The sequence below is a fragment of the Massilia phyllosphaerae genome, assembly GCF_034659755.1.
Classification (GTDB): Bacteria; Pseudomonadota; Gammaproteobacteria; order Burkholderiales; family Burkholderiaceae_D; genus Telluria; species Telluria phyllosphaerae.
This window is the reverse complement of the sequence record NZ_JAXSQX010000008.1, coordinates 265,739-289,893: the sequence shown is the minus strand read 5'-3', so window position 1 is coordinate 289,893 and position 24,155 is coordinate 265,739. Positions and strand designations below refer to the sequence as shown.

General features: G+C 65.7%; 21 protein-coding genes and 1 tRNA gene. 11 read left to right on the top strand and 11 right to left on the bottom strand.

The window, feature by feature from the left end; all coding sequences use genetic code 11:
- The first annotated feature begins 39 nt into the window (after positions 1–39).
- The 3 genes from U1H99_RS26415 (at position 40) to U1H99_RS26405 (ending at position 4,866) form a co-directional block, all read left to right on the top strand.
- Entirely contained in the window at positions 40–1,995 is a 1,956-nt protein-coding gene (locus U1H99_RS26415) for an Ig-like domain-containing protein (RefSeq protein ID WP_323144649.1), read from the top strand.
- A gap of 112 nt (positions 1,996–2,107) precedes the next feature.
- Entirely contained in the window at positions 2,108–3,730 is a 1,623-nt protein-coding gene (gene aroKB / locus U1H99_RS26410; protein WP_445974740.1) for a bifunctional shikimate kinase/3-dehydroquinate synthase AroKB, read from the top strand.
- The gene (locus U1H99_RS26405; protein WP_323144647.1) at positions 3,727–4,866 is read left to right on the top strand and encodes a deoxyguanosinetriphosphate triphosphohydrolase; all 1,140 of its coding nucleotides are present in this window, start codon (positions 3,727–3,729) and stop codon (positions 4,864–4,866) included. The genes aroKB and U1H99_RS26405 overlap by 4 nt, the downstream gene beginning before the upstream one ends.
- Before the next feature lie 4 nt (positions 4,867–4,870).
- Here the strand turns inward: U1H99_RS26405 and U1H99_RS26400 are convergent, their stop codons facing one another.
- From U1H99_RS26400 to mutM, 5 genes are all read right to left on the bottom strand, one after another.
- Positions 4,871–5,239 (bottom strand): VOC family protein, encoded by a 369-nt coding sequence (locus U1H99_RS26400; RefSeq protein WP_323144646.1) that lies wholly within the window; start codon positions 5,237–5,239, stop codon positions 4,871–4,873.
- An 82-nt stretch (positions 5,240–5,321) separates the two neighbouring features.
- Positions 5,322–6,011 carry a helix-turn-helix transcriptional regulator gene (locus tag U1H99_RS26395; RefSeq protein ID WP_323144645.1) on the bottom strand — a complete coding sequence of 230 codons (690 nt, stop codon included), beginning with the start codon at positions 6,009–6,011 and terminating at the stop codon, positions 5,322–5,324.
- Positions 6,012–6,017: 6 nt separating this feature from the next.
- Positions 6,018–7,133 carry an A/G-specific adenine glycosylase gene (mutY, locus tag U1H99_RS26390; RefSeq protein ID WP_323144644.1) on the bottom strand — a complete coding sequence of 372 codons (1,116 nt, stop codon included), beginning with the start codon at positions 7,131–7,133 and terminating at the stop codon, positions 6,018–6,020.
- Positions 7,130–9,052 (bottom strand): dynamin family protein, encoded by a 1,923-nt coding sequence (locus tag U1H99_RS26385; protein ID WP_323144643.1) that lies wholly within the window; start codon positions 9,050–9,052, stop codon positions 7,130–7,132. Before U1H99_RS26385 ends, mutY begins: the two co-directional genes overlap by 4 nt.
- A gap of 32 nt (positions 9,053–9,084) precedes the next feature.
- Positions 9,085–9,921, bottom strand: coding sequence for a bifunctional DNA-formamidopyrimidine glycosylase/DNA-(apurinic or apyrimidinic site) lyase (gene mutM, locus U1H99_RS26380; RefSeq protein ID WP_323144642.1), 837 nt, complete (start codon positions 9,919–9,921; stop codon positions 9,085–9,087).
- Between the two features lie 108 nt (positions 9,922–10,029).
- Between mutM and U1H99_RS26375 the strand changes: the two genes are divergently transcribed.
- The 7 genes from U1H99_RS26375 to pth all read left to right on the top strand — a co-directional run bounded on the left by U1H99_RS26375 (position 10,030) and on the right by pth (position 16,264).
- On the top strand, positions 10,030–11,811 hold the full coding sequence (locus U1H99_RS26375; protein WP_323144641.1) for a tetratricopeptide repeat protein: 1,782 nt from the start codon (positions 10,030–10,032) through the stop codon (positions 11,809–11,811).
- Positions 11,812–11,887: 76 nt separating this feature from the next.
- Positions 11,888–12,511, top strand: coding sequence for an outer membrane lipoprotein LolB (locus U1H99_RS26370; protein WP_323144640.1), 624 nt, complete (start codon positions 11,888–11,890; stop codon positions 12,509–12,511).
- Positions 12,512–13,423 (top strand): 4-(cytidine 5'-diphospho)-2-C-methyl-D-erythritol kinase, encoded by a 912-nt coding sequence (gene ispE / locus U1H99_RS26365; protein WP_323144639.1) that lies wholly within the window; start codon positions 12,512–12,514, stop codon positions 13,421–13,423.
- Between the two features lie 72 nt (positions 13,424–13,495).
- Positions 13,496–13,572, top strand: a tRNA-Gln gene (locus tag U1H99_RS26360).
- A 153-nt stretch (positions 13,573–13,725) separates the two neighbouring features.
- Complete coding sequence (locus tag U1H99_RS26355) at positions 13,726–14,676, top strand: ribose-phosphate pyrophosphokinase (RefSeq protein ID WP_141835521.1); 951 nt, start codon at positions 13,726–13,728, stop codon at positions 14,674–14,676.
- 228 nt (positions 14,677–14,904) lie between these two features.
- A complete protein-coding gene (locus U1H99_RS26350; protein WP_323144638.1) occupies positions 14,905–15,498 on the top strand; it encodes a 50S ribosomal protein L25/general stress protein Ctc in 594 nt (197 codons plus the stop codon).
- A gap of 175 nt (positions 15,499–15,673) precedes the next feature.
- Positions 15,674–16,264 carry an aminoacyl-tRNA hydrolase gene (gene pth, locus U1H99_RS26345; protein WP_323144637.1) on the top strand — a complete coding sequence of 197 codons (591 nt, stop codon included), beginning with the start codon at positions 15,674–15,676 and terminating at the stop codon, positions 16,262–16,264.
- A 56-nt stretch (positions 16,265–16,320) separates the two neighbouring features.
- On the opposite strand, the gene U1H99_RS26340 is transcribed toward pth, so the two are convergent.
- Both U1H99_RS26340 and U1H99_RS26335 read right to left on the bottom strand, forming a co-directional pair.
- Complete coding sequence (locus tag U1H99_RS26340; RefSeq protein ID WP_323144636.1) at positions 16,321–17,763, bottom strand: HD domain-containing phosphohydrolase; 1,443 nt, start codon at positions 17,761–17,763, stop codon at positions 16,321–16,323.
- Positions 17,764–18,071: 308 nt separating this feature from the next.
- On the bottom strand, positions 18,072–18,281 hold the full coding sequence (locus tag U1H99_RS26335; RefSeq protein ID WP_141835509.1) for a cold-shock protein: 210 nt from the start codon (positions 18,279–18,281) through the stop codon (positions 18,072–18,074).
- 224 nt (positions 18,282–18,505) lie between these two features.
- On the opposite strand from U1H99_RS26335, the gene U1H99_RS26330 reads away from it, so the two are divergent.
- Positions 18,506–19,024, top strand: coding sequence for a GNAT family N-acetyltransferase (locus U1H99_RS26330; protein ID WP_323144635.1), 519 nt, complete (start codon positions 18,506–18,508; stop codon positions 19,022–19,024).
- Here U1H99_RS26330 and U1H99_RS26325 read toward each other — a convergent pair.
- From U1H99_RS26325 to U1H99_RS26310, 4 genes are all read right to left on the bottom strand, one after another.
- Positions 19,011–20,891 carry a DUF3857 domain-containing transglutaminase family protein gene (locus tag U1H99_RS26325; protein WP_323144634.1) on the bottom strand — a complete coding sequence of 627 codons (1,881 nt, stop codon included), beginning with the start codon at positions 20,889–20,891 and terminating at the stop codon, positions 19,011–19,013. The two genes, U1H99_RS26330 and U1H99_RS26325, sit on opposite strands and share 14 nt — an antisense overlap.
- A 123-nt stretch (positions 20,892–21,014) precedes the next feature.
- Complete coding sequence (locus U1H99_RS26320) at positions 21,015–22,235, bottom strand: ABC transporter permease (protein ID WP_323144633.1); 1,221 nt, start codon at positions 22,233–22,235, stop codon at positions 21,015–21,017.
- Positions 22,232–22,936: an ABC transporter ATP-binding protein gene (locus U1H99_RS26315; RefSeq protein ID WP_323144632.1), complete on the bottom strand. Its 705-nt coding sequence runs from the start codon at positions 22,934–22,936 to the stop codon at positions 22,232–22,234. The genes U1H99_RS26320 and U1H99_RS26315 overlap by 4 nt, the downstream gene beginning before the upstream one ends.
- Entirely contained in the window at positions 22,933–24,153 is a 1,221-nt protein-coding gene (locus U1H99_RS26310) for an efflux RND transporter periplasmic adaptor subunit (protein WP_323144631.1), read from the bottom strand. Before U1H99_RS26310 ends, U1H99_RS26315 begins: the two co-directional genes overlap by 4 nt.
- Between the last annotated feature and the right edge of the window lie 2 nt (positions 24,154–24,155).

Genomic DNA, 24,155 nt, shown 5'->3' with positions numbered 1-24,155 from the left:
GCGCTCCATCGTAAGAACAACCAACAACAAATGACTGAGATGAAAAACCATCAGAATGTGAACGCAGGCCGCGGACTCCAAGTTGCCGCCCTGCTGGCCGCCATGCTGCTTTCCGCCTGCGGCGGTGGCGGCGGCAACCCGGGCGCCGTCACCGGCGGCGCCGGCGGCGGCAGCACCGGTACTGGCGGCACCGGTACCACGGTCCCTGTCACCGCGCCAACCGTTGCCGTGGCCTTCGCCACCAGCACCGGTGCCAGCAGTAACAACCTGACCGGCGCCACCCCGCTGACGGTCAAGGCGACGGTGCTGGACAAGGACAAGAAGCCAGTCCAGAACGCGATCGTCACCTTCGCAACCGATAATAAACTGGCCACGTTCTCGCCGAGCGCGGGTACCGCCCTGACCGACGCCAATGGCGTGGCCACCGTGACCATGCGCGCGGCAAGCCTGGCCGCCGGCGGCGCTGCCGCCGTCACCGCCAGCACCACCGTAGCCGACGCCATCGTCACCGGCACCGGCAACTATGCGGTGGGTGCCACCGCGCTGACCTTCGGCACCTTGAGCGCCAAGGAACCCAAGCTGCAAGCCTACGGCACCACCGTGCTGTCGGTCGACCTGCTTTCCGGCTCGACCAAGTACACCGACCAGCAAGTCAACGTGAACTTCAGCTCGGCCTGCATCACGGCCGGCAAGGCGACGGTGTCGAGCACGGTCGCCACCAATGGCGGCACCGCCTCGACCGTGTACCGCGACAAGGGGTGCGCCAACACCGACATCGTCACCGCCTCCTCCGACAGCGTCGCGAAGTCGGTGACCACCACCCTCGACATCGCGGCGCCGGCCGCCGCCTCGGTGCAGTTCGTCAGCGCGGCCCCGGTCAACCAGGCGATCGTGATCCGCGGCCAGGGCGGCAACGGCCGCACCGAGACGGCAACGCTGGTCTATAAGGTGGTCGACAACACCGGCGCGCCGCTGGCCGGCAAGCAGGTCAACTTCACGCCCTCGACCAACCTGGTCACCGTCAACAAGGCCAGCGACACCACCGATGCCACGGGCAGCGTGAGCACCACCGTCAACTCGGGCACGACCCCGACCTCGTTCCGCGTGCTGGCGACCCTGCCGGGCACCGCCACTGCCGCCAACCCGACCGACATCTCGACCCTGTCGGACTCGATCGTCGTCACCAACGGCCTGCCGGTGCAGAGCGCGTTCTCGATCGGCACCGACACCTTCAACGTGGAAGGCCTGACCATCAATACCTCGGGCACCACGCCGGCCGCCCACATCACGGTCAGCCTGGGCGATGCCAACGGCAACCTGGTTCCGGACGGTACCCCGATCGTGTTCCAGACCAACGTCGGCGCCGTCGGTACCTCCAGCTCGGGCGGCTGCAACACCGTCAACGGCAGCTGCACGGTCGACTTCCGCGCCCAGGAACCGCGCACTCCGACGCCCGGCCTGCCGAAAACCGCCTGCAACGCCGCCATGCCGGACATTACCCGCGCGGGCATGGCGACCATCTGCGCCAGTACCACGGACGGCAGCCAGACCCTGGCCGCCAGGACCGCGGTGTTCCTGAGCGGCAGCACGGCCGTCTTCTATATGAACGGCAGCAAACTGTCGGGCGCAGAAGTCGACCTGGGCCACGTCGGCTCCGGAGAGACCCGCTCGTTCCAGTTGCAGATCAGCGACGTCAACCAGAATCCGATGCCGGCCGGTTCGCGTGTCGAGATCACGAGCATGCTGAACGGTAACGCGGCGGGGGTCTCGCCGGCCACCGTGCCGAACATCGCGCCCCACAACGCCGGCGGCGCCGATGACGCCACTGGCGCCAGCATCGCCGGCAACCAGGGTTCGATCCACACGTTCCGCATCGCCAGTACCCAGCCGACCGACTGCAAGAACGCGACGCAGGCCTCTTTCAACGTAAGCGTCACTACGCCATCCGGCGCAGTGACCAGTATTCCGTTTAAACTGTCGTTCACCTGCCCTTAAAATAAGGTTGACTGAATGACACGCGGCGGCCAGGTTATCCTGGCCGTCTGCATTTTGAGCGATCGAAATAGTGCCTGACTGCAAGAACAACAACATCTTCCTCGTCGGTTTGATGGGTGCCGGCAAGACCACCATCGGTCGCCTGCTGGCGCGGCGCCTGAACATGGCCTTCATCGACTCCGACCACGAGATCGAAGCGCGCACCGGCGCCACGATCCCGTGGATCTTCGAAATCGAGGGCGAGCCCAGCTTCCGCCGGCGCGAAGCCGACGTGATCCGCGACCTGACCGCGCAGCGCGGCATCGTGCTGGCCACCGGCGGCGGCGCCGTGCTGAATCCGGCCAGCCGTGCGCTGCTGGCCGAGCGCGGCACCGTGGTCTACCTGCGCGCCAGCGTGAGCAGCATCCTGCAGCGCACCTCGCACGACAAGAACCGCCCGCTGCTGCAGACCGCCGACCCGCGCAAGAAACTGGAAGACCTGACGGCCCAGCGTGAGCCGCTCTACCGCGAGATTGCCGACCTGACCATCGATACCGGCCGCCCTAACGTACAATCGATGGTCCAGACCATCATCGACCAGATCGCGCAGCTGGAAACGGCACGCGCGCGCAAGGCAAGAATTAATATGAATGAACAGGCATGTATTTCACTTGACGTCGAACTGGGCGAGCGCAGCTATCCGATCGTGATCGGCCGCGGCTTGCTCGACGACGGCGCGCTGCTGACGCGCCATATCAGCGGCAGCGGCAAGGTGGCGATCGTCACCAACACGACGGTGGCGCCGCTCTACCTCGACAAAGTCGCGGCACCGCTGCGCGCCAGCGGGCGCGAGGTGGTGACCATCATCCTGCCGGACGGCGAAGAATACAAAAACTGGGAGAGCCTGAACCTGGTGTTCGACGCGCTGCTGGCCAACAAGTGCGACCGCAAGACCACGCTGGTGGCGCTCGGCGGCGGCGTGATCGGCGACCTGACCGGCTACGCGGCGGCCAGCTACATGCGCGGCGTGCCCTTCGTGCAGATCCCGACCACGCTGCTGGCGCAGGTGGATTCCTCGGTCGGCGGCAAGACCGGCATCAACCACCCCCTCGGTAAAAACATGATCGGCGCCTTTTACCAGCCGCGCGCCGTGATCGCCGATACCGCGACGCTCGACACCTTGCCCGACCGCGAACTGTCGGCCGGCCTGGCCGAAGTCATCAAGCACGGCGCCATCCTCGATGCCGGCTTCTTCGACTGGATCGAGCAGAACATCGGCAAGCTGGTCGCGTGCGACCACGACGCGCTGGCGCACGCGATCCTGCGCTCGTGCGAGATCAAGGCCGACGTGGTCAAACGCGACGAGCGCGAAGGCGGCCTGCGCGCGGTGCTGAACTTCGGCCACACCTTCGGCCACGCGATCGAGAACGGCCTCGGCTATGGCGCCTGGCTGCACGGCGAAGCGGTCGGCTGCGGCATGGTGATGGCGGCCGACCTGTCGCACCGCATGGGCCTGATCGACGGCGCCAGCGTCGAGCGCCTGCGCGGGCTGACCCGGGCGGCGCGCCTGCCGACGGTGGCGCCCGACCTCGGCCTGGACCGCTGGATCGAGCTGATGGAAGTCGACAAGAAGAACGAGGGCGGGGCGATCAAGTTCATCCTGCTGAAACCCCTGGGCAGCCCGAGCATCACCGGCGCCCCGCGCGAGCAGCTGGAAGCGACGCTGGCCGCCACCGTGGAAAGGCCGGCGGCATGATCGATTTCGACGCCCACCTGGCGCCCTATGCGGCGCACTCCTCGAAGAGCCGCGGGCGTCGCCATCCGGAGCCGGCCGCCGGCTCGCGCAGCGAATTCCAGCGCGACCGCGACCGCATCATCCATTCGACCGCCTTCCGCCGGCTGGAATACAAGACCCAGGTATTCCTGAATCACGAGGGCGACCTGTTCCGCACCCGCCTGACCCACTCGATCGAGGTGGCCCAGATCGCGCGCACGCTGGCGCGCAGCCTGCGCCTGAACGAAGACCTGGTCGAAGCCACCGCGCTGTCGCACGACCTCGGCCACACGCCGTTCGGCCACGTCGGCCAGGACGTGCTGAACGAATGCATGAAGGAGTACGGCGGCTTCGAGCACAACCTGCAAAGCCTGCGCGTGGTCGATCACCTGGAAGAGCACTATGGCGCCTTCGACGGGCTGAACCTGACGTTCGAGACGCGCGAGGGCATCCTGAAGCACTGCTCGCTGACGAATGCGCGCCAGCTGGGAGACTTGGGCCAGCGCTTCCTGGACAAGACCCAGCCCAGCCTGGAAGCCCAGCTGACCAACCTGGCCGACGAAATCGCCTACAACAACCACGACATCGACGACGGCCTGCGTTCCGGCTTGCTCACCATGAAGCAGATGGAAGAGGTCGAGCTGTTCGCGCGCCTGCACCGCCAGGTGGTGCAGCAGTACCCGGGCCTGCCGGGCCGGCGCGAGCTGTACGAGACGATCCGCCTGATGATCACGGCGATGACGGCCGACCTGGTGGAGGAATCGTGCCGCCTGATCAAGGAAACCAATCCGCACAGCATCGACGACGTGCGCACGGCGCCGCCGCTGATCCGTTTTTCGGCAAGCATGCGCGCCGAGACCACGGCCCTGAAGCGCTTCCTGTACGCCAACCTGTACCGCCACTACAAGGTGAACCGCATGCGTGTCAAAGCCAGCCGCATCGTGCGTGAGCTGTTCGAGGCCTTCATGACGGACCCGGTGCTGCTGCCCTTCGATTACCAGGTGGCCGGCGGCGACACGCACAAGCAGGCGCGCAAGATCGCGGATTACATCGCGGGGATGACGGACCGCTATGCGATCCGCGAGCACAAGCGGATCTTCTCGCTCGACGAGCTGTAATCGCTCATTCGCTGCGCGCAAACACGCGCAGTCGATGCCCGTCCGGATCGGCTGCGGTGAAGGTATAGCCGAAGTCCAGCGTGACCGGCGCCTGCAGGATCGCAAGGCCGCGTGCGCGCCAGTCGGCGTGCAGGGCGTCGACCTGCGCGGTATCCGTCACGCGGAAGGCGAGTTCGTTGGCGCTGCCTTTGAGGTCGCCGTCCGGCCGGACGCTGTCGCGCGCCCACAGGCCGAGCATGCGGCCATTTTCCAGGGCGAACAGGGAAAAGGTCGGCATGACCTCCATCGCTTCGGCGCCAAGCAGGCCGGCATACAGGCGCGCGCTGGCGGCGGGATCGGCGACGTAGAGGATGGTGTATTGCGGGCTTAACATGGCATGCTCCTTCAGTGGTTGACAGAGCGGCCAGTGTAGGGGCGGGCACTGTCAGTTTCTGTCAGCAGCCTGCGTTGCCATGTCACTGTGCGGGAATGCCTTCGCTGGCATGCCATGCCTGCAGCAGGGCCTGGCGATGGCGCGGGTAGCGTGCGGCGCTCACTTCCAGTGCCGCAATGCGGTCGAGGCGAAAATGACGGAAAGCCTGGCGCAGCTCGCACCAGGCGACCAGGATGCGGGTCTGTTCGAAGAAGCCGATCGCGACGGGCCAGACCGTGCGCTGCGAGGTGGCACCGCCGGCGTCGCGGTAGTCCAGCACCAGCTTGCATTCGTCCCGGATGGCGATGCGGATCGGCCCCATGTCCGGACCCGCGGGCGCATCCGTACTTGGGCGGGCCACCAGCAGGCCGGTGCCGTCGAGATTGCGCCGGAGCGCTTCCGGCAGGACGGCGGCGATCTTGTCGACGGCCTCACGCGCAGCGGCGCCGAGCACCGCATCGCCGTGCTGCGCAACCCAGCGCCCGCCCAGCACCAGCGCCTCGATCTCTTCCTGGGTGAACATCAGGGGCGGCAGCAAAAAGCCCGGCTTGAGCACATAACCCAGTCCGGCTTCCCCTTCGATATGGGCACCTTGCCCACGCAGGGTGGCGATGTCGCGGTACAGCGTGCGCAGGCTGACCGACAGCTGGGCGGCGAGCGCCTCGCCGGTGACCGGATAGCGGTGCCGGCGCAGCGCCTGCAGCAGCGCGAGCAAGCGGTCGGCGCGTGCCATCGCCGCTCAGCCGAACAGCGTCGGCGCCGCCAGCTGCCCCAGCAGTTTCTTCACCGGCGCCGGCAAGGGCGCGGCATCGATATTCGCCAGGTCCCACCACACATGCCCGGCCGGTGTCCCGGCCCGCTTGGCCAAGCCCACCCGGAACGGCTGGATATGCAGCTTGTAATGGGTAAAACCATGCACCAGCGGCAGTAGCGGTTCCACCTCGTCGACCGTCCCGAACTCGCCGGCGGCATTCGCCAGCACCGCCACGTCGGCATCCTCGGCCTCGTCGACGCCGACGTGGCCGTCGAATTCCGGCAGCGACAGCAGGCCGCCCCAGATGCCGGATGCCGGCCGCTGCTGCAGCAGCACCTGTCCACCCTCGACCACGGCCAGCATCAGCGCGCGCTTTTCCGGCGTGTCCTTTTTCGGTTTGCGCACCGGCAGTTCGGCAGTGCGGCCGGTGGCATAGGCCACGCACCGCGCCTGCAGCGGGCAACGCTCGCAGTCGGGGCGCGAACGCGTGCACAGCGTGGCGCCCAGGTCCATCAAGCCTTGCGTGTAGGCTTCGATGCCGCCATCCGCCGGGGTCAGCGCTTCGGCGCGGCGCCACAGCGCGTCTTCGACCGGTTTCAGGCCCGGATACTGGTCGACGCCGAACACGCGCGCAAACACGCGCTTGACGTTACCGTCCAGGATCGCGGCGCGCGTGCCGCTGGAGAACGCGGAGATGGCGGCGGCGGTCGAGCGGCCGATGCCGGGCAGCTCGGCCAGCAGCGCCGGATCGGACGGGAACACGCCGCCGTACTGCTCGACCACGCGCTTGGCGCAGGCGTGCAGGTTGCGCGCGCGGGTGTAGTAACCGAGGCCGCTCCAGTGCGCCATCACGTCTTCCAGCGGCGCCTCGGCCAGCGCGACGACGGTCGGGAAGCGCTCCAGGAAGCGCGCGTAATAGCCGAGCACCGCGGTGACCTGGGTCTGCTGCAGCATGATCTCGGACAGCCAGATGCGGTAGGCGTCGCGCGTGTTCTGCCAGGGCAGGGCGTGGCGCCCGTGCTGCTTCTGCCAGTCGACGACGGCGCGCGAAAAGCTCGGGTCTTCAAGTTCTGAGAGTTCGAATTCGGTGAGGCGTTTCATGCAGCTTCCAGTTGGGGGAGGTCGGCGTCCAGCGCGCGCGTGACGGCGCCGGACAGCCCGGCGAGCCGGCCCTTGACCTTCTCGAGGTCCTGCTGGGCGGCTTCGAAGGCGGCGATCTTCTGTTCCAGGGTGTCGGTGGCTTCGAGGATGCGCTGGATTGAGGTCTGGCGCCCGCGCAGCTGCTCGCGGTGCTGGCGGATCTGCGCTTCCAGCGGCGCCATGATCACCTTCAGCCAGGCTTCGACGTCGGCATTCGCCGCGCGGAAGCTCTGGCGCACGCGCGAGGCGATCGAGTCGAAGAAGCGATCGAGCAGCGTGCCGCGGCTGGTGATCAGCAGCGTCGCCGTGCCGAACTGTTTCATGTAGATGGCTTCGATGGCGTCGATCTCTTCGCGATAACGCTGCAGCGACAGCTGCATCGGCACCGCCATGCTCAGGCCGTGTTCGGCCGAGAATTTTCGGTACATCGAATCCATCATGGCGTTGATCTCGCCGATCTTGGCGCTCGACGCGTCCAGGTTGGCGCGCACCGCCTCGAAGAAGGCGCGCACCGGCGGCCGGGTGCCGGTGCCGAAGCGCGCGGCCTGCATGGCGGCGCGCACGGCGTCGACCTGGCCCTGCACCACGTCCATGCCGATGCTGCTGTACAGCTCCATCGACAGGGTCGTGAACACGGCGCGCGTACCCTGCAGCTTGAACAGGCTGGCGTCGAATTCCTTCTTTTCCATCTCGACGCGGCGCATCATGTGGGTGATCACGCCCTGGTTCTTGCCGCGCAGGCTTTGCAGTTCCTGGCGCTGCTCGACCAGGTCACGGATGCGGGTGCCGAGCAGCGCCTGCTGGCCGGCCAGCAGCAGGTCCATGTCCTGGCGCAGCTGGCTGCGCAGGATGTCCTGGCGCGCCGGTACCAACTCGTCGAACAGCGCGGTCTCGAGGCGGCCGAGGCGGCTTTTCCCGAACAGCGCCATGTCGCCGTTGATCTTGCCGACCAGGGCTTTCTGGGCCGAGACCGGGAATACCTGGGTGTCGGCCACGCCCAGCAGCTGGGCCACGCTGGCCTGCTGGTGCGCGATCGCGGCGTCGTTCTCCTGCGGCGACTTGAGCTCGTCCCACATGGCGTCGATCTTGTTCAGCACCACCAGCCTTCCCGGGCCGGCCCCGATGTGGGTGCGCCAGACCTCGATATCGCTTTTGGTCACGCCGGTCTCGGCGCCCAGCACGAACAGCACCGCGTGCGCATTCGGGATCAGGTTCAGCGTCAGTTCCGGCTCGGTGCCGATGGCGTTCAGGCCGGGTGTGTCGAGGATCACCAGGCCCTGCTTCAGCAGCGGGTGCGGGAAGTTAATGAGCGCGTGGCGCCACTGCGGGATCTCGACCAGGCCGTCGTCGCCCACGGTCGCCGCCAGGTCGGGATCCTCGGCGTCGTACAGGCCGAAGCCGGACGCCTCGTCCTTGTTCACGCGGCGCGTCAGGCTGACCTGCTTGAAAGTGTCGATCATGCGTTCGGGCGCATCGAGGTCGAGCGGCAGCACGGTCCAGGCGGCCGGGTCGTCGCGATAGTCTCCGGTGGCCAGGTGCGCGGCGCGGGTCTCGATCGGCAGCAGGCGGATGCACGGCGGCAGGGCAGGGTCCCAGGCCAGCTCGGTCGGGCACATAGTGGTGCGGCCCGGACTGGACGGCACGATGCGCTGGCCGTAGTCGGCAAAGAAGATCGCATTGATCAGCTCGGATTTGCCGCGCGAGAACTCGGCCACGAAGGCGACCGACAGGCGGTCGTCGCGCACCCGCGCCAGCGCGCGCGCCAGGCGCTGGCCGGCCTCGGCATCCAGCAGCTCGGCCGCCTGCACCCAGCTGCGGTACTGTTCCAGCGCCGTGGCGACGCGTTCGCGCCACGCACTATATTGTTGTAGATCTTGCATGATCGTTGACCGTGGTTTTGTCTCGACAGGCCTTAGCGCTGGCAAACGGCGCAGTAGAAGGTGGAGCGCTGGCCCTGCTTGATCTGGCGTATCGGCGTTCCGCAGTTGCGGCAAGGCACTCCTGCACGATCATAGACGAAATATGTCTGCTGGAAATATCCAGATTGACCATTTACCGCAATAAAGTCACGCAAGGTGCTGCCGCCCTGCACGATGGCGGCGGCCAGGATGTCGCGGATCGCCCCGGCCAGCTTGTCGTAGCGCGCACGGCTGATGCGCGAGGCCGCCGTCTTGGGGCTGATGCCGGCCCGGAACAGGCTTTCGCAGGCGTAGATATTGCCGACGCCGACTACGATGTCGCCGCTTAATAACACCTGCTTGATCGGGGCGTTGCGCTTGCGCGTCTCGCGGTACAGCAGGGCACCGTCGAAACCGTCGATCAAGGGTTCGACCCCGAGGCCGCGCAGCAGGATGTGCTGCTCGAGTTCGCCATCGTCGTGGGCATGCCACAGCACGGCGCCGAAACGGCGCGGGTCGTGCAGGCGCAGCACGCGCCGGCCTTCCGGGCCGCCACTGACGACCAGGTCGAAATGGTCGTGCTTCTTCAACTCGATGCCTTCGGACAGCACGCGCAGGTGGCCGGACATGCCGAGGTGGACGATCAGCACGCCATGCTCGAAATTAATCAAAAGATATTTACCGCGCCGGCCCGTGGACAGGATGCGCCGTCCTTTCAGCAAGGCGGGCAGGTCGGGCGGGAAGGGCCAGCGCAAGCCGTCGCGGCGCAGGATGACGTCTTCGACGATACGGTCTTCCAGGTGCGGCGCGACGCCGCGCCGGGTGACTTCGACTTCCGGGAGTTCAGGCATTAGCGATGGAAAGAAAAGATGACAGGAATGTAAAAACGTGTTGCGGTCTCGTACGCGCGGCAGGCGATCAGCGTAGAATCGGACAATCTTTTTGACGTGGGATTTGCCTTGAAAAACGCTTTCGCCATTGTAACTCTCTCCGCATTGTTGTCGGCCTGTGCTGTAACACCCAAGCAGCCGCCCCAGGACACGTCGGACCAGCCGCTGGCCGCCGCCGAGGCCAAGGCTGGCACGCCCGTGCCGCCGGCCGAGCAGAGCGAGGACAAGCTGCCGAACGTGCAAATGACCAGCGCCATGATGCAGCAGTTGCTGAAAGCCGAAATGGCGTTCAAGAACGGCGACTGGCAGGGGCCCTACCTCACCATGATGAGCCTGGCGCAGCAGACCAAGGATCCGCGCCTGGCAAAGCGGGCCGCCGAGATGGCGCTGTCGGCCAAGCAACCCGACGACGCCCTCGCCGCGGTGCGCCTGTGGCGCGACTACGCCCCAGGCTCCGATGAAGCGAACCAGTACTATCTGGGGCTGGTGATCCTGTCCGACAACCTGGCCGAAGCAGAAAAACTCCTGACCCAGCGCCTGGCCGAGGCCACGCCCGGCGCCCGCGGTCTGGTGATGTTCCAGATGCAGCAGCTGGTGCTGCGCGCGCGCGACAAGGATGCCGCCATCGCCATGCTGCAGCGCCTGGTCGCGCCCTACGGCAACATGATGGAAACCCATGTGGTGCTGGCCCAGGCCGCACTGGCCAAGGGTGCCAAGGAGGATGCCGTGCGCGAAGCGCAGGCCGCGCTCCGGATCAAGCCGGATTCCGAAATCGCGGTCCTGACCCTGGCCCAGGTCACCGAAGACGAAGCCCGCACCACGAAGATCCTGCAGGACTTCCTGGCGGCCCACCCGGAGGCGCGCGAAGTGCGCGCTGCCTATGCGCGCCTGCTGGTCAACAACAAGCAATTCGACGCCGCGCGCAAGGAATTCCTGGTGCTCGACAAGTCGCGGCCGAACGATCCCGCCACCCTGTATGCGCTGGGCGTGCTGTCGATGCAGCTGAACGATGCGCGCGGCGCCGAGGGCTACTTCACGCGCTTCGTCGACGTCACCGACAAGACCCCGGACCAGGAGAACGATCCGACCAAGGCGCTCCTGATCCTGTCGCAGCTGGCCGAGGAACGCGGCGACATCAAGGCCGCCACCGACTGGCTCGACCGCATCGACAGCGACGACCCGAAAGTCCAGCTCAGCGTTGCCCTGCGCCGCGCCCAGCTGCTGGCCAAGGGCGGCGACCTGGCCGGGGCGCGCAAGCAGCTGGCGACGCTGCAGCCGCTCGACAAGGCCGAGCAGGCGCAGGTGGTGCTGGTCGAGTCCCAGATCCTGCGCGACGCCGGCAAGAACCAGGAAGCCTTCAAGCTGATGCAGGACGGCGTCAAGCGCTTCCCGGACAACATGGATTTCCTGTACGACTACGCGCTGATGGCCGAAAAGCTCGGCAAGGTCGACGTGATGGAAAAATCGCTGCGCCAGGTGATTGCCAAGGTGCCCGACAACCAGCACGCCTACAACGCCCTCGGCTATTCGCTGGCGGAGCGCAACGTGCGTCTCAAGGAAGCCCATGAATTGATCCAGAAAGCGCTCGGCATGGCGCCCAACGATCCCTTCATCATGGACAGCATGGGCTGGGTGCAATATCGGATGGGTAACCTGAGCGAAGCCGCCGCCCATCTGCGCAAGGCCTATGCGCTGCGCAACGATCCGGAAATCGCGGTCCACCTCGGCGAAGTGCTGTGGAAGATGGGCCAGCAGGAAGATGCCCGCAAGCTGTGGCGCGAAGCCAAGGCCAAGGACCCGCGCAACGATGCCCTGAAGAGCACGCTGACCCGCCTGCGCGTATCGATCTGAAATAATATTGAATTAAACCGAACGGACCGGCGGCCTTGTCCGCCGGTTCTCATTTTTGAGAACCTTTCATATCAAGATGCAGATCCATTCCTCCCTTCGTTTGCTGCCTGTCCTGGCGCTCAGCGCCATCCTGGCCGGCTGCGCCACGTCCGGCCCCAGCCTGCCGGTGCCCAATGTCTCGGTGGCCGCCTACCGCGATACCATCGACCTCAGCGGCAAACTGGCGGTGACTTACCAGAAGGACGGGCAACCGCAACGCCTGAACGGTGCCTATACCTGGACCCAGCGTCCGGGCAGCATCGACGTAGAAATCTTCGGACCGCTGCGCCAGACCCAGGCCGTGCTCCATGTCACGCCCCAGGCCGCCACGCTGACGCTGAACGACGGCAAGACGCGCAGCGCCGCCGACATCGATACCCTGACCACCCAGACGCTGGGCTGGACCCTGCCGGTGAGCGGCTTGCGCGACTGGCTGCAAGGCCACGCCACCGATGCCCAGGGCAAGCCGTTTGCGGCGTCGCCGGCCAACGACAGCGTCGTCACCAAGGATGGCTGGCGTCTGCGCTTTGCCGAGTGGCAGGGCGGCAAGGCGCCGGATGGCACGCCGGTGCCGATGCCGCGCCGCATCAACGCCGAGCGCAGCGCGAGCGCCACGGGCGACGAGCTGGCGCTGACCATCGTCATCGATCCGGCGGCTTGAATGGCACAGGTTTCATTGCGTACCCGCTTGCACGACTGTCCGGCCCCGGCCAAGCTGAACCTGTTCCTGCACGTGACCGGCCGCCGTCCCGACGGCTACCACCTGCTGCAATCGGTATTTCAGCTGATCGACCACGGCGACACGCTGCACTTCGACCTGCGCAGCGACGATCGCATCGTCCGCACGACCGACATGCCCGGCGTGCCGGAAGAGCAGGACCTGATCGTGCGCGCGCTGCGCACGCTACAGGCGGAATATGGGCGCCGCCACGGCAGCCTGCCGCCCGGCATCGACGTCGCCATCGAGAAACGCCTGCCCATGGGTGGCGGGCTCGGCGGCGGCTCATCGGATGCGGCCACCGCGCTGATGGCGGCCAACCATTTATGGCAGGCAGGCTTGTCGACGCCGGAACTGATGGCCCTGGGCTTGCCGCTGGGCGCGGACATTCCCTTTTTCCTGTTCGGCGAAACCGCGTTTGCGGAAGGGGTAGGGGAGGCGCTGCAAGCCGTACCCGGCCCGGATTGCTGGTATGTCGTGGTCGAGCCTGGCGTGTCGGTACCGACTGCAGCAATTTTTACGGCGCCAGATTTGACAAGAAATACGAAGCCCATCATAATAGCGGACTTTTCCAGACGACATGATGATCTACATGATCAGATTGCCTTCGGGAAAAATGATTTGCAAGACGTGGCAGCGAGATTGTTCCCGCCGGTAGCACAGGCGATCGAATGGTTGAGCGGTTACGGAGCGGCCAGGATGACTGGTTCCGGAGCGTGCGTATTCAGCGCGTTTTCCAGTGAGCAAGAAGCTGAAGCAGTACTTGAGAAAGTGCCGCCCCAGTGGAAAGCATGGAAAGCAAAGTCGCTAACGAAACATCCGCTAAAATCGCTCTTGCAAATCAACGAGTTGTAGAATAAAATCTTGCCTGTCGATGCAGCAGCGAAATAAAGTTGCGGTAGCGATAAGGAAGTAAAGTTTCAGCGTAGGGGAATCGCCAAGCTGGTTAAGGCACCGGATTTTGATTCCGGCATACCAAGGTTCGAATCCTTGTTCCCCTGCCAAAGTTTCTTTGCCTGGACTGTCGATGACTCGTGCTCCAGCAGGCAATCTAAAGTGGAGCCGCCTCGAGCGGCCCATTTTTTTTGTAGTGTCGCTTTATCCCTCTCGGTGAGCGGCCCAAGGTTTCTTTCAACGCTTACATCTCTGGGACTCCCATGGCTTACGAAAACCTGATGGTTTTTACCGGCAATGCCAATCCGGCGCTAGCAGAAGGGGTCGCAAAAAGCCTCGGTATTCCTCTCGGCAAAGCCGTCGTCTCGAAATTCTCCGACGGTGAAGTCATGGTCGAGATCAACGAGAACGTCCGCGGCAAGGACGTGTTCGTCCTGCAATCGACCTGCGCGCCCACCAATGACAACCTGATGGAAATCATCCTGATGGTCGACGCTCTCAAGCGCGCCTCGGCTGGACGTATCACTGCGGCAATTCCATATTACGGTTATGCGCGCCAGGACCGCCGCCCGCGTTCGGCACGTGTCGCGATCTCGGCCAAGGTTGTTGCCAACATGCTGGAAGAAGCCGGCGTCGAGCGGGTCCTGATCATGGACGTGCACGCCGACCAGATCCAGGGCTTCTTCGATATCCCGGTCGACAACATCTACGCATCGCCGCTGCTGCTGGGCGACCTGCAGCGCAAGAACTACGACGACCTGCTGGTCGTGTCGCCGGACGTCGGCGGCGTGGTGCGCGCCCGTGCGCTGGCCAAGCGCCTCGGCTGCGACCTGGCGATCATCGACAAGCGCCGCCCGAAGGCGAACGTGTCGGAAGTCATGAACATCATCGGTGAAGTCGAAGGCCGCAACTGCGTGATCATGGACGACATGGTCGACACCGCAGGCACGCTGACCAAGGCCGCCGAAGTCCTGAAAGAACGTGGCGCCAAGAAAGTCGTGGCCTATTGCACGCACCCGGTCCTGTCCGGCCCGGCAATCGACCGCATTTCCAATTCGCCGCTGGACGAGCTGGTCGTGACCGACACGATCCCGCTGAGCCCGGCTGCCCAGGCTTGCGGCAAGATCCGCCAACTGACCTGCGCACCGCTGCTGGCCGAGACCTTCAAGCGTATCGTCAAGGGCGATTCGGTTATTTCGCTGTTTGTCGATTAAAGAATAGATTGAGTACGTCGCCCCTGCGCAGGCAGGGGCCCAAGTTTTGCGCTTTGCCACGAACTTGGGCCCCTGCCTCCGCAGGGGCGACGTTAATGTAGTTTCGTTTTTTCTTGAGCGCGTCATTGCGTGCTCATTCCACGGAAGCCCCTGGTCGCGGGGGCCTCCACAACCGGGTTACGGGCTGGACGCATCCAGCATTCGGACCCTTCATCATTGGAGTTTCACATGAAAGTAGTCGCATTTACCCGCGAACAGCAGGGGACCGGAGCGAGCCGCCGCCTGCGTAACGCTGGCCAGACCCCGGGCATCATCTACGGTGGCGCCGCTGCCCCGGCACTGATCGCCGTCGACGGCAACGCCCTCTGGCACGCTCTCAAGAAAGAAGCATTCCACGGTTCCGTGCTGGACCTGGAAATCGAAGGTCAGACCCAGCAAGTCCTGCTGCGTGACTTCCAGATGCACGCATACAAGCAACTGGTCCTGCACGTGGACTTCCAGCGCGTCGACGCTTCGCAGCCGATCCACACCAAGGTCGCTCTGCACTTCGTCAACGCTGACGTCTCGCCGGCTGTCAAGCTGGGCGGCGCGATCATCTCGCACGTGCTGAACGAACTGGAAGTGTCCTGCCTGCCGGGCCAACTGCCGGAATTCATCACCGTCGACCTGAGCAAGCTGGAAACCGGTGCATCGATCCACGTGTCCGAGCTGACCCTGCCGGAAGGCGTCACCATCGTCGCCCACGGCGACGACCAGACCGTTGCCACCTCGTCGATCCCGCGCGGTGCTGTTTCGGCTGACGACGCTGCTGCTGCCGAGTAATTCTCGCATCGACGGCTACCCGCTTCGGCGGGCAGTCATTGGAAAAACCCGTCGCGACGCAAGTTGCGGCGGGTTTTTTCTTATTCTTCATCTATTTTTTCATCGTTCTTGTCCGCTGCCTGCCGGCGCCGTTTTCCGCGATAATCGAGCCTCACGATTCCATTGACGCTTATTTATGCATATCCGCCTGATCGTCGGCCTCGGCAACCCCGGCCCCGAATACGAACAAACCCGCCACAACGCCGGCTTCTGGCTGGTCGATAATCTCGCCAATTCGCTGCCCGGCTGCCACCTGCAGCGCGAATCGCGTTTTCAAGCAATGGTCGCCAAGACCTCGATCGGCGGCAAGGACGTCTGGCTGCTCGAGCCCCTGACCTTCATGAACCGCTCCGGCCAGTCGGTCGGCGCGCTGGCGCGTTTCTTCAAGGTGGCGCCGGAAGAAATCCTGGTCGTGCACGACGAACTCGACCTGCCGCCGGGCGCGGCCAAGCTCAAGCGTGGCGGCTCGTCGGGCGGGCACAACGGCCTGAAGGACATCACCTCGGCGCTCGGCACCCAGGATTACTGGCGCCTGCGGCTGGGCATCGGCCACCCGCGCACGCTCGGCTTGCAGCAGGCCGTCGCCGATTTCGTGCTGCACCGCCCGCGGCGCGAAGAGCAGACGCTGATCGAGGAAGCGATCGACAAGGCCTTGCGCATCATTCCGATGGTGTGCGAGGGCAAGATGAATGCGGCAACAATGCAGTTGCATACCGATGCCCCGTAGGGTGGACGCGGACGGCGAGTCGGGTTTCCCGTCCACGCGTTCAGCGGCAATCCCGATTAAATCAACCCGCGTGCCAGCGCCTTCAAGGTCATCGCCGGCCGCGAGTGCGATTCCAGTTTCTGGAAAATGGTGTCGACGTGCGCGCGCACGCTCGCCGGACTGATCTTCATGGCGCGCGCCGCTTCGCGGCTGCTCTCGCCCAGGCTGACGTGGCGCAAGACCTCGATCTCGCGCTCCGACAGCAGCCCATCCCGTAGCGGCCGCACCTGGCCGTTCTTCGGCGCCAGCGCGCGCGCCGCTTCGATCACGGCCGCCACCGCATGGCGGTCGAAACGTCCGGCCGCCGCCTGCGCCGTCATCAGCGTCGCCGCCGCCGGCAAGCCGTGCGCATGGCGCCAGGGCCGCGCTGAGCACAGGGCGGTGACGGCGGCGGCCGCCGCGAGTAATCGTTCCTGCATGCCGAGGCTGTCGCCGCGCAGCTTGCGGTAGTAGCCGCTGCCGTCCAGGCGCTCGTAGATGAGCGAGCCGAGCGTGGCATCCGACGCGATCGCCGCAACCTGGGTGCCGGCGCGCGCGGTCCAGAACGGTACTTTCCGCACCTTGTCCCAGTCGGCCGCTTCCAGTTTAGTGCTGCGCGTCCATACCGCGTTCGGCACGGTCACGCGGCCGATGCCATGCAGCAGGGCAGCACGTTGCAAGGGTTTTTCTTCCAGTGCCAGCATGCCTGCCAGCGCCGCGCTGCGGCGCGCCAGTTCGGCCACGCGGCGCGAGTAACCGGCCAGCCAGGGCAGCTTGAGTTCGATCACGTCGGCGACGATGCTCAGCGGGACCAGGCGGTCATGGCCCGCGTAATTGGCGGCGCACGAGGGTTCTTCGAGGGCGTCCAGCCAGGCCTGCGCATGCGGCAGCAGCTTGTTGACCAGCGTGGCCGGATATTTGACCCCGGCGCGCTCCTGGACCAGGCGCAGGGCGCCTTCGGTGCCGTGGGCCGGCGCCAGCATTTCCAGGTCGCCGGCCAGGCGCACATAGAATACCGAGCGCGGCAGGTTCGGCGCGAACATCACATCCTGCATGTCGCCGCGCTGCGGACTGCCGAACAGGTGGCGCAGGCTGTCCTCCACATCGGCGGACAGGCCGAGCAGCACCGCGATGTCGCCCGCCACCTCGCACTGCATCTGGGCGAGGGGAAGCACGTTGGGCAGCGTGAGGTTGGGATTGCCGGGCAGGGTGCGCGTGATCATCGCATGGCGCCCGGCGACGTCGTCCCCGAGCAGGCTGGCGAAGCCGCCGGCGGTGGCCGTGCTGCCCGACCAGCGCAGCAGCGCCACCAGGCGCGTGCTGGTGCAGGCATCGGCTGCGTCGCCGTTTTCCTCGGCCAGCTTGGAGGCCAGGCGCGCGGTGCGGATCGAATGGTCGGACGCCAGCCCCATGCTCAGGTCGCCGACCATGGCCAGCACCTGCACGGCGTCTTCCACGATAATGGTTTCGTCGGCTCCCATGGCCGTAATGTAACGGTCAATGGACAAGTGAACAAGGAGCACGATTCGTTGTGTGCCTGATCACGCGAAAGAGCACCGCGTGCCAACGACAAAAAACCCGCCGAAGCGGGTTTTTCGAGGGTCTGCCTGTCAGTGCGGAGCGCCCATGCTATCTGCGTGGTGCGGCCGCCAATCAAGCAAGCCTGTTAAAGCGCCTAACAAGAACCTCCATGGCTGCGTTGCATCGTCTCGCCGTACTAGCGTACTGTCTTCGACGCTGCGTCGGCGGGCCGCATCCCTTGCCCTGAAGGTTTTGTTAAACGCTTTATTTAGATTGCGCGAATGTTGCTCGCCTTTTCGCCCTTCGGGCTCGGCGAGCGTTCGAACGATACGCGCTGGTTTTCGGCCAGGCTCTTGAAGCCGTCCGACTGGATGTCCTTGAAGTGCGCGAACAGGTCGTCGCCGCCTGCGTCAGGGGCGATGAAGCCGAAGCCCTTGGAATCGTTGAACCATTTCACGGTGCCGGTTTGAGTAGCCATTTGATACCTCTTATATGAGTGTTGAAAGCACGGGCAGCAAAGCGATGCCCGGGAACGCACATGCGACCAAGATAGAAACAGCGGAGAATCGAACAGGAATGCCGTGAAGGCGAGACAGGAAGGAGACCAACGGTAACGACGACTTGATGTAGTGCGAGATGGAATATACAGGTCTCGCACCGATTCACCTAATGATTTCGAATTTATTTTTTCCTTGTAAAAACATGAAGATACGTATCAGGCGCTATCGCCCGGAAGACCGCAAGGCGGTCCTCGCCGCCTTTCGCACCAACGTGCCCGACCACTTCCCGGCATCCGAGGAAGCCTGGCTGCGCTCGGCCCTCGACGAGCCGGACGGGCCGCTGTTCGTCGCCGTCGAAGGCGACCAGGTAGTCGCGTTCGGCGGCTACGAGCTTTCCGATTTCTACAACCTCGGCACCCTGGTGTTCGGCCTGGTGCGCGCCGACCGCCACGGTACCGGTATCGGCCGCGCGCTGCTGCACTACCGGCTGCTGCACATGGCCGGCCGCAAAGGCCGGCCAGGGAGGCCACGCTACGTGACGGTCGACACCCACCCGCACACGGCCGGCTTCTTCCAGCGCTGCGGCTTCGTCGAGATCGCGCGCTGGCCGGGCGGCTATCGCTCCGGGCGCGACCGCGTCGACCTGCGCTTCGAGCTGAGCGACGAGGCGGTGGCCCGTCTGCGCGCCGACGCCGGGCAAGACAAGCTCAGCGCCCGCTGACCACGACCTGGCTGCGCAGATCGCGCATGATGCGTTCCAGCGCCGGCTGCATGGCGCGGTAGTCGTCCGGTGTGCAGGTGGCGCGGCCGTGGCGGAAGGTGAAGCGGCGCTTGACCACGATCGCGCTGCCCTGGCGCGCATAGCTCGACTGGTAATGGATGCCGCCATTCATCAGGCTGGTCGGTTTCGGCAGCGCCAGCACGCGCACGCCCTTCGGCAGGCGAAAGCCGGTTTCGTCCTCGGCGTCGATGGCGGGGCAGACGAAGGCCTGGTAGCGCTCCTTTTCCTGGCCCAGCGTGAACACGGCTTCGCCCAGGCCGCCCCAGACATCGTAGGTGGTGGCCAGCGCGCTCGGTCCCGGCAGGTCGAGGAAATGCTCGCTACTGCCGGACAGGGACAGGCTGTATTCGTCGCTACCATCCTTGCCCGGACTATCCACCTTGCCGGCGTCGAACACGCCTTGTCCCTTCTGGCCGAGGCCCTGCAGCATGCGCCGCACGAACTGGTCGCGCTCGGCCAGGCGGGTCTCGCGCACCGTCTTGCGCCAGGGTTCGGCGCTGGCGCCGCTGGCGGTCTTGCTGACCTTGAAGCGGCTGCGGCCGTCGCGCCCGATGTCGAACCAGGTGGTGGTACGGCTGCGCGCCGGCTGCAGGATCGGCGTCATGGCGAAGCCGCCGCTCGCCAGCAGCAGCGCCGGCTTGCCGAGGATGCCCGCGGGCAGGTAGCCGGCCATCGTCGACTCCGCCGTCGGATCGAGGTAGAGGTCGAGGCTGGGCACGTAGGTGATCATGTGGTTGAACACGCCCAGCGTCGGCGTGTCCGGCAGCTGGTAGGCGTTGCCGCTGTTGACCAGCGCGCCGGTGCTGCCGATGCCGACCGCCGCCAGCATCGCTTCCAGCAGGGCGGCGTGGTCCTTGCAGTCGCCGTAGCGGTTGTCGAGCACGGTGGCGGCCGGATGCGCGACCACGCCGCCGGGGCCGATGTAGACGCCGACGTAGCGGATGTTGCGGCGCACCCAGTCGGACAGCGCCAGCGCCCGCGCACGCGCATCCGGCAGGCCGGCCGTGAGCTGGCGTGCCAGCGTGGCGATGGCGGGGGAGGACGCCGTGGCGCTGCCGGTCCCGGGGGCAGTGTTGGCGCGGAAGGCGCGCGCAAAGGCGGCATAGTCGGTAAACGTCGACACGGCCAGCCGCTTGCCGTAGTCGAGATAGCTGACCGCATCCGCTTCCAGGCGCTGGTTGCCGCCGCCGGCGTAGCGCCACTGGTAGCGCCGGTGTCCCGCCGGGACAACGTCGCGCGGCGACAGCGGCACCGGCACGAAGCCGACGGCGTCCGCGTGCAGCGGCATCGAAGCCGGCATGTCGTAGACCAGCACGAAGTTTTTATTCAGGTAGAACGGCGACGACGACAGGTCTTCGAAATGGCCGGGAAACAGCGGCGTGTTGCGCCGGACAGTGTACCTGACCACCAGCTGGTCGCCCGCCGCCACCTCGGGAAAGACCACGATTTTCAGGCGCGTGTCCTGGAACATGGGGGCGTCGGAGGACGCGGCTTCCTGCTGGTCCTTGATCTGGTCCGGCCGCAGCGGCACCCGCCGCCCGTCGGGCTTCAGCGTATAGGCATCGATGGCGACGACGTCGTCGAGCGTCTTGTTGTAGCTGATGTAGTACTGGCCGTGCTCCTGCACGGCACGCTGTTCGACGATGGTCTTTGCGGCGTCGACGGTGAGCAGATAGGCGCCGCTGGGCTCGACCACGTAATGCTGGATATGGCGGTCGATCACGACCGCGGGATCGGTGCCGGTGTCGCGGATGGCCTCGTGCGCCAGCGCCGGCCCGCAGAAGAGCAGGACACTGAACAATAGCATTGCGAAATATCTATAAAGCATGCAGGCTCCGGACGCATCAGGACAAGCGACCGGATCATGTTACGTTGGCTCAAGTCCCCACCCTTGAGCCAGCGCAAGCGTGCCCTGCTGGACAAACACCCGCTACTCGTAGCGTAGGGCCTCGATCGGATCGAGCCGCGCCGCCTGGCTGGCCGGCACCACCCCGAACACCACGCCCACCGAACCCGAGAACAGCACGGACAAGGCCACCGCCCACCACGGCACCACGGCCGGCGGAAAGTCCGGGATCATGGCCGCGATCGCCACGCCGAGCCCGTAGCCGATCACCAGCCCGATCAGCCCGCCCAGCAGCGACAGCGTCACCGCCTCGATCAGGAACTGCAGCAGGATGTCGCGGCTGCGCGCGCCGATCGCCTTACAGATCCCGATCTCGCGCGTGCGCTCCTTCACCGACACCAGCATGATGTTCATGATGCCGATGCCGCCCACCAGCAGCGCGATGCTGACCACGCCGCCCATCACCAGCGTCACCGTGCTGCTGATCTTGTCGAAGGTTTTTGCGACCTGGTCGGCCGATTCGATCTCGAAATCGTCGCGCTCGTCCGGTTTCAGGCGGTGCGCCTGGCGCATTACCGCGCGCATGCGGCTGCGCGTGGCGTCGAGCCGGGACAGGTCGCGTACCGCCACCGTGATCCGTAGCTGCGGGCGCGTATTGTTGCCGATGATGCTTTGGCCGGTCTTGTAAGGAATGATCAGCACGCTGTCCTGCGACATGCCGAACACCTCGCCGCGCTTTTCCATCACGCCGACGATCTTGAACCACTCGTTGGCATACAGGATGAATTGCCCGACCGGGTTGGCCGGCAGGTGCAGGTCCTCGATCAGCTTTTCGCCGATCACGGCCACGCGGCGCGCGCCGGCATCGTCGGAAGGGCTGATGAAGCGGCCCAGGCGCGCATAACGCTGGTTGACTTCCTGGTAGCTGGCGGTGGTGGCGGTCACCTGCGCCACCGTAGACTGGCCGGTGAAGCGCACTTCGGACATGCCGGGGACGAAGACCGGGCTGAGGTCGCGGATCTCGTCGACGCGCAGGCGCAACTGCTCGACGTCCTCGAAGCGCAGGAAGTTGATCTTGCCGCGCATGACCTCCTTGAACTCGTTGTGCGGCTGGACCGTCAGGCCGTTGCCGCCGAGTCCCATGAACTGGTCGCTGACGCTCTTGGACAAGCCCTGGATGAGGGAAATCACCGTGATCACCGAAGCCACCCCGATGATGATGCCGAGCGAGGTCAGAAAACTGCGCAGGCGGTGCGCCCGGATCGAGGCCAGTGCCGAGCGCACGCTTTCCAGGAACAGGTTCATGCCGCACTCCCTGACGCCGGAGGCGATGCCGTGCCCGTATCCGACATGATCACGCCGTCGCGCAGGCGCACGATGCGCTGGCACTGCTCGGCGATCTCGGGTTCGTGGGTCACCATCACGACGGTCTGTCCGCCCGCATGCACTTCCTTGATCAGCTCCAGGATTTCGAGGCTGGTGGTGGAGTCGAGGTTGCCGGTCGGTTCGTCGGCCAGCAGGATCGACGGCTTGCCGACCAGCGCGCGCGCGATCGCCACCCGCTGGCGCTGGCCGCCGGAGAGTTCGTTGGGCCGGTGGTGCAGGCGCGTGCCGAGACCGACCTTCGCCAGCGCTTGCTCGGCCAGCGCCAGGCGCTCGCGCAGCTTGATGCCGCGGTAGATCAGCGGCTGCGCCACGTTGTCGAGCGCACTGGCGCGCGGCAGCAAATGAAAACTCTGGAAGATGAAGCCGATCTCCTGGTTGCGCACCAGGGCCAGCTCGTCGCTGCTCATGGTCGCTACTTCGCGGCCGTTGAGCCAGTATTCGCCGCTGCTGGGGCGGTCGAGGCAACCGACGATGTTCATCATGGTCGACTTGCCGGACCCGGAGGCGCCGATGAAGGCGACCAGCTCGTTGCGCCGGATGTGCAGGTCGACGCCCTGCAGCGCGTGGACCGTCTGGTCGCCCATCTGGTACTCCTTCCGGACGGCTTGCAGGCGGATCACCGCGACGCCTCCGCGGTCTTGACGTCGGCCGCCTTCTTGGCCGTCACCAGGTCGCCGTCGTGCAGTTCGCGCAGCAGCCGCGCCGGCCCCACCGCGATGGTCTGGCCGGGCGCCAGCCCCTTGGTCACTTCCTGGTTGGCGTCGTCGGACAGGCCCAGCTCCACGGTCGTCTTCTTGACCTTGCCGTCCTGGACCACGTACACGTAACTGACGTTTTTTACACGCTCCCGGTCTTTCCCCGTCTCGGCGATTTCCTCGTTCAGCACCGCCTGGATCGGCACCGCCGGCCTGGGCGCGCTGTTGCCGACCACGATCTCGACGCGGCAGGTCATGCCCGAGCGCAGCGCCAGCTTCGGATCGTCGAGGCGCAGCTTGACCACGTAGCTGCGGCCCTGGCTCTGGGCGCCCGGCAGCGCATTCTTGGGTGCCATGGCGACGCTCTCGACGCGGCCGCTCAGCGGCTGGTCGGGAAAGGCGGCCGGGAACACCTTGGCCTGCTGGCCGACCGCGACCCGGGCGACGTCGGCTTCGTCGACGTTGACCTCGGCCATGATGGAACCGACGTCGGCGATCGTCATCAGCGACGAGCCGGCGATGCCGGTGGCGCTGGCCACCGCCGTCTCGCCGATCTTGATCGGCACCGCGGTCACGGTGCCGTCGATCGGCGCCCGCACCTCGGTCTTGGCCAGGTGCTCGCGCGACTGCGACAGCAGCGCCGCTGCCTGCTCGAGCGTCTCGCGGCTGGCGCGCAGCTCGACCTTGGCCAGGTCGACCTGGTGCACGGCGTCGTCGTACTTCGAGATGTCGATGTACTTGGCCTTGTACAGCTGGCCGGTGCGCTCCAGGCCGCGCTCCTGGTTGGCCAGGTTGATCTGGGCCCGTTCGATCGCGATCGCGGCGTTGCGGCGGTTGGCTTCCTGCTGCGCCACCTCGGCCACGTACACGGTCGGATCGAGCCGCAGCAGGGTCTGGCCGCGCGCCACCTTGTCGCCTTCCTTGACCAGCACGGCGGCCACCTTGCCGATGACCTCGGCCGACAGCTGCACCTCCTGGCGGAATACCAGGTTGCCGGTGGCCAGGATCGACGGGTGGATCTCGAGCTTTTGAACCTGCGCCAGCTCGGCCTCGTGCTGCGCCGTCTTGCCCGAAAACTTGATCGCCACCGGGATCGCCAGGAAAGCCACCACGACGGCGGCGCCCATCAGTTTCTTCTTCATTG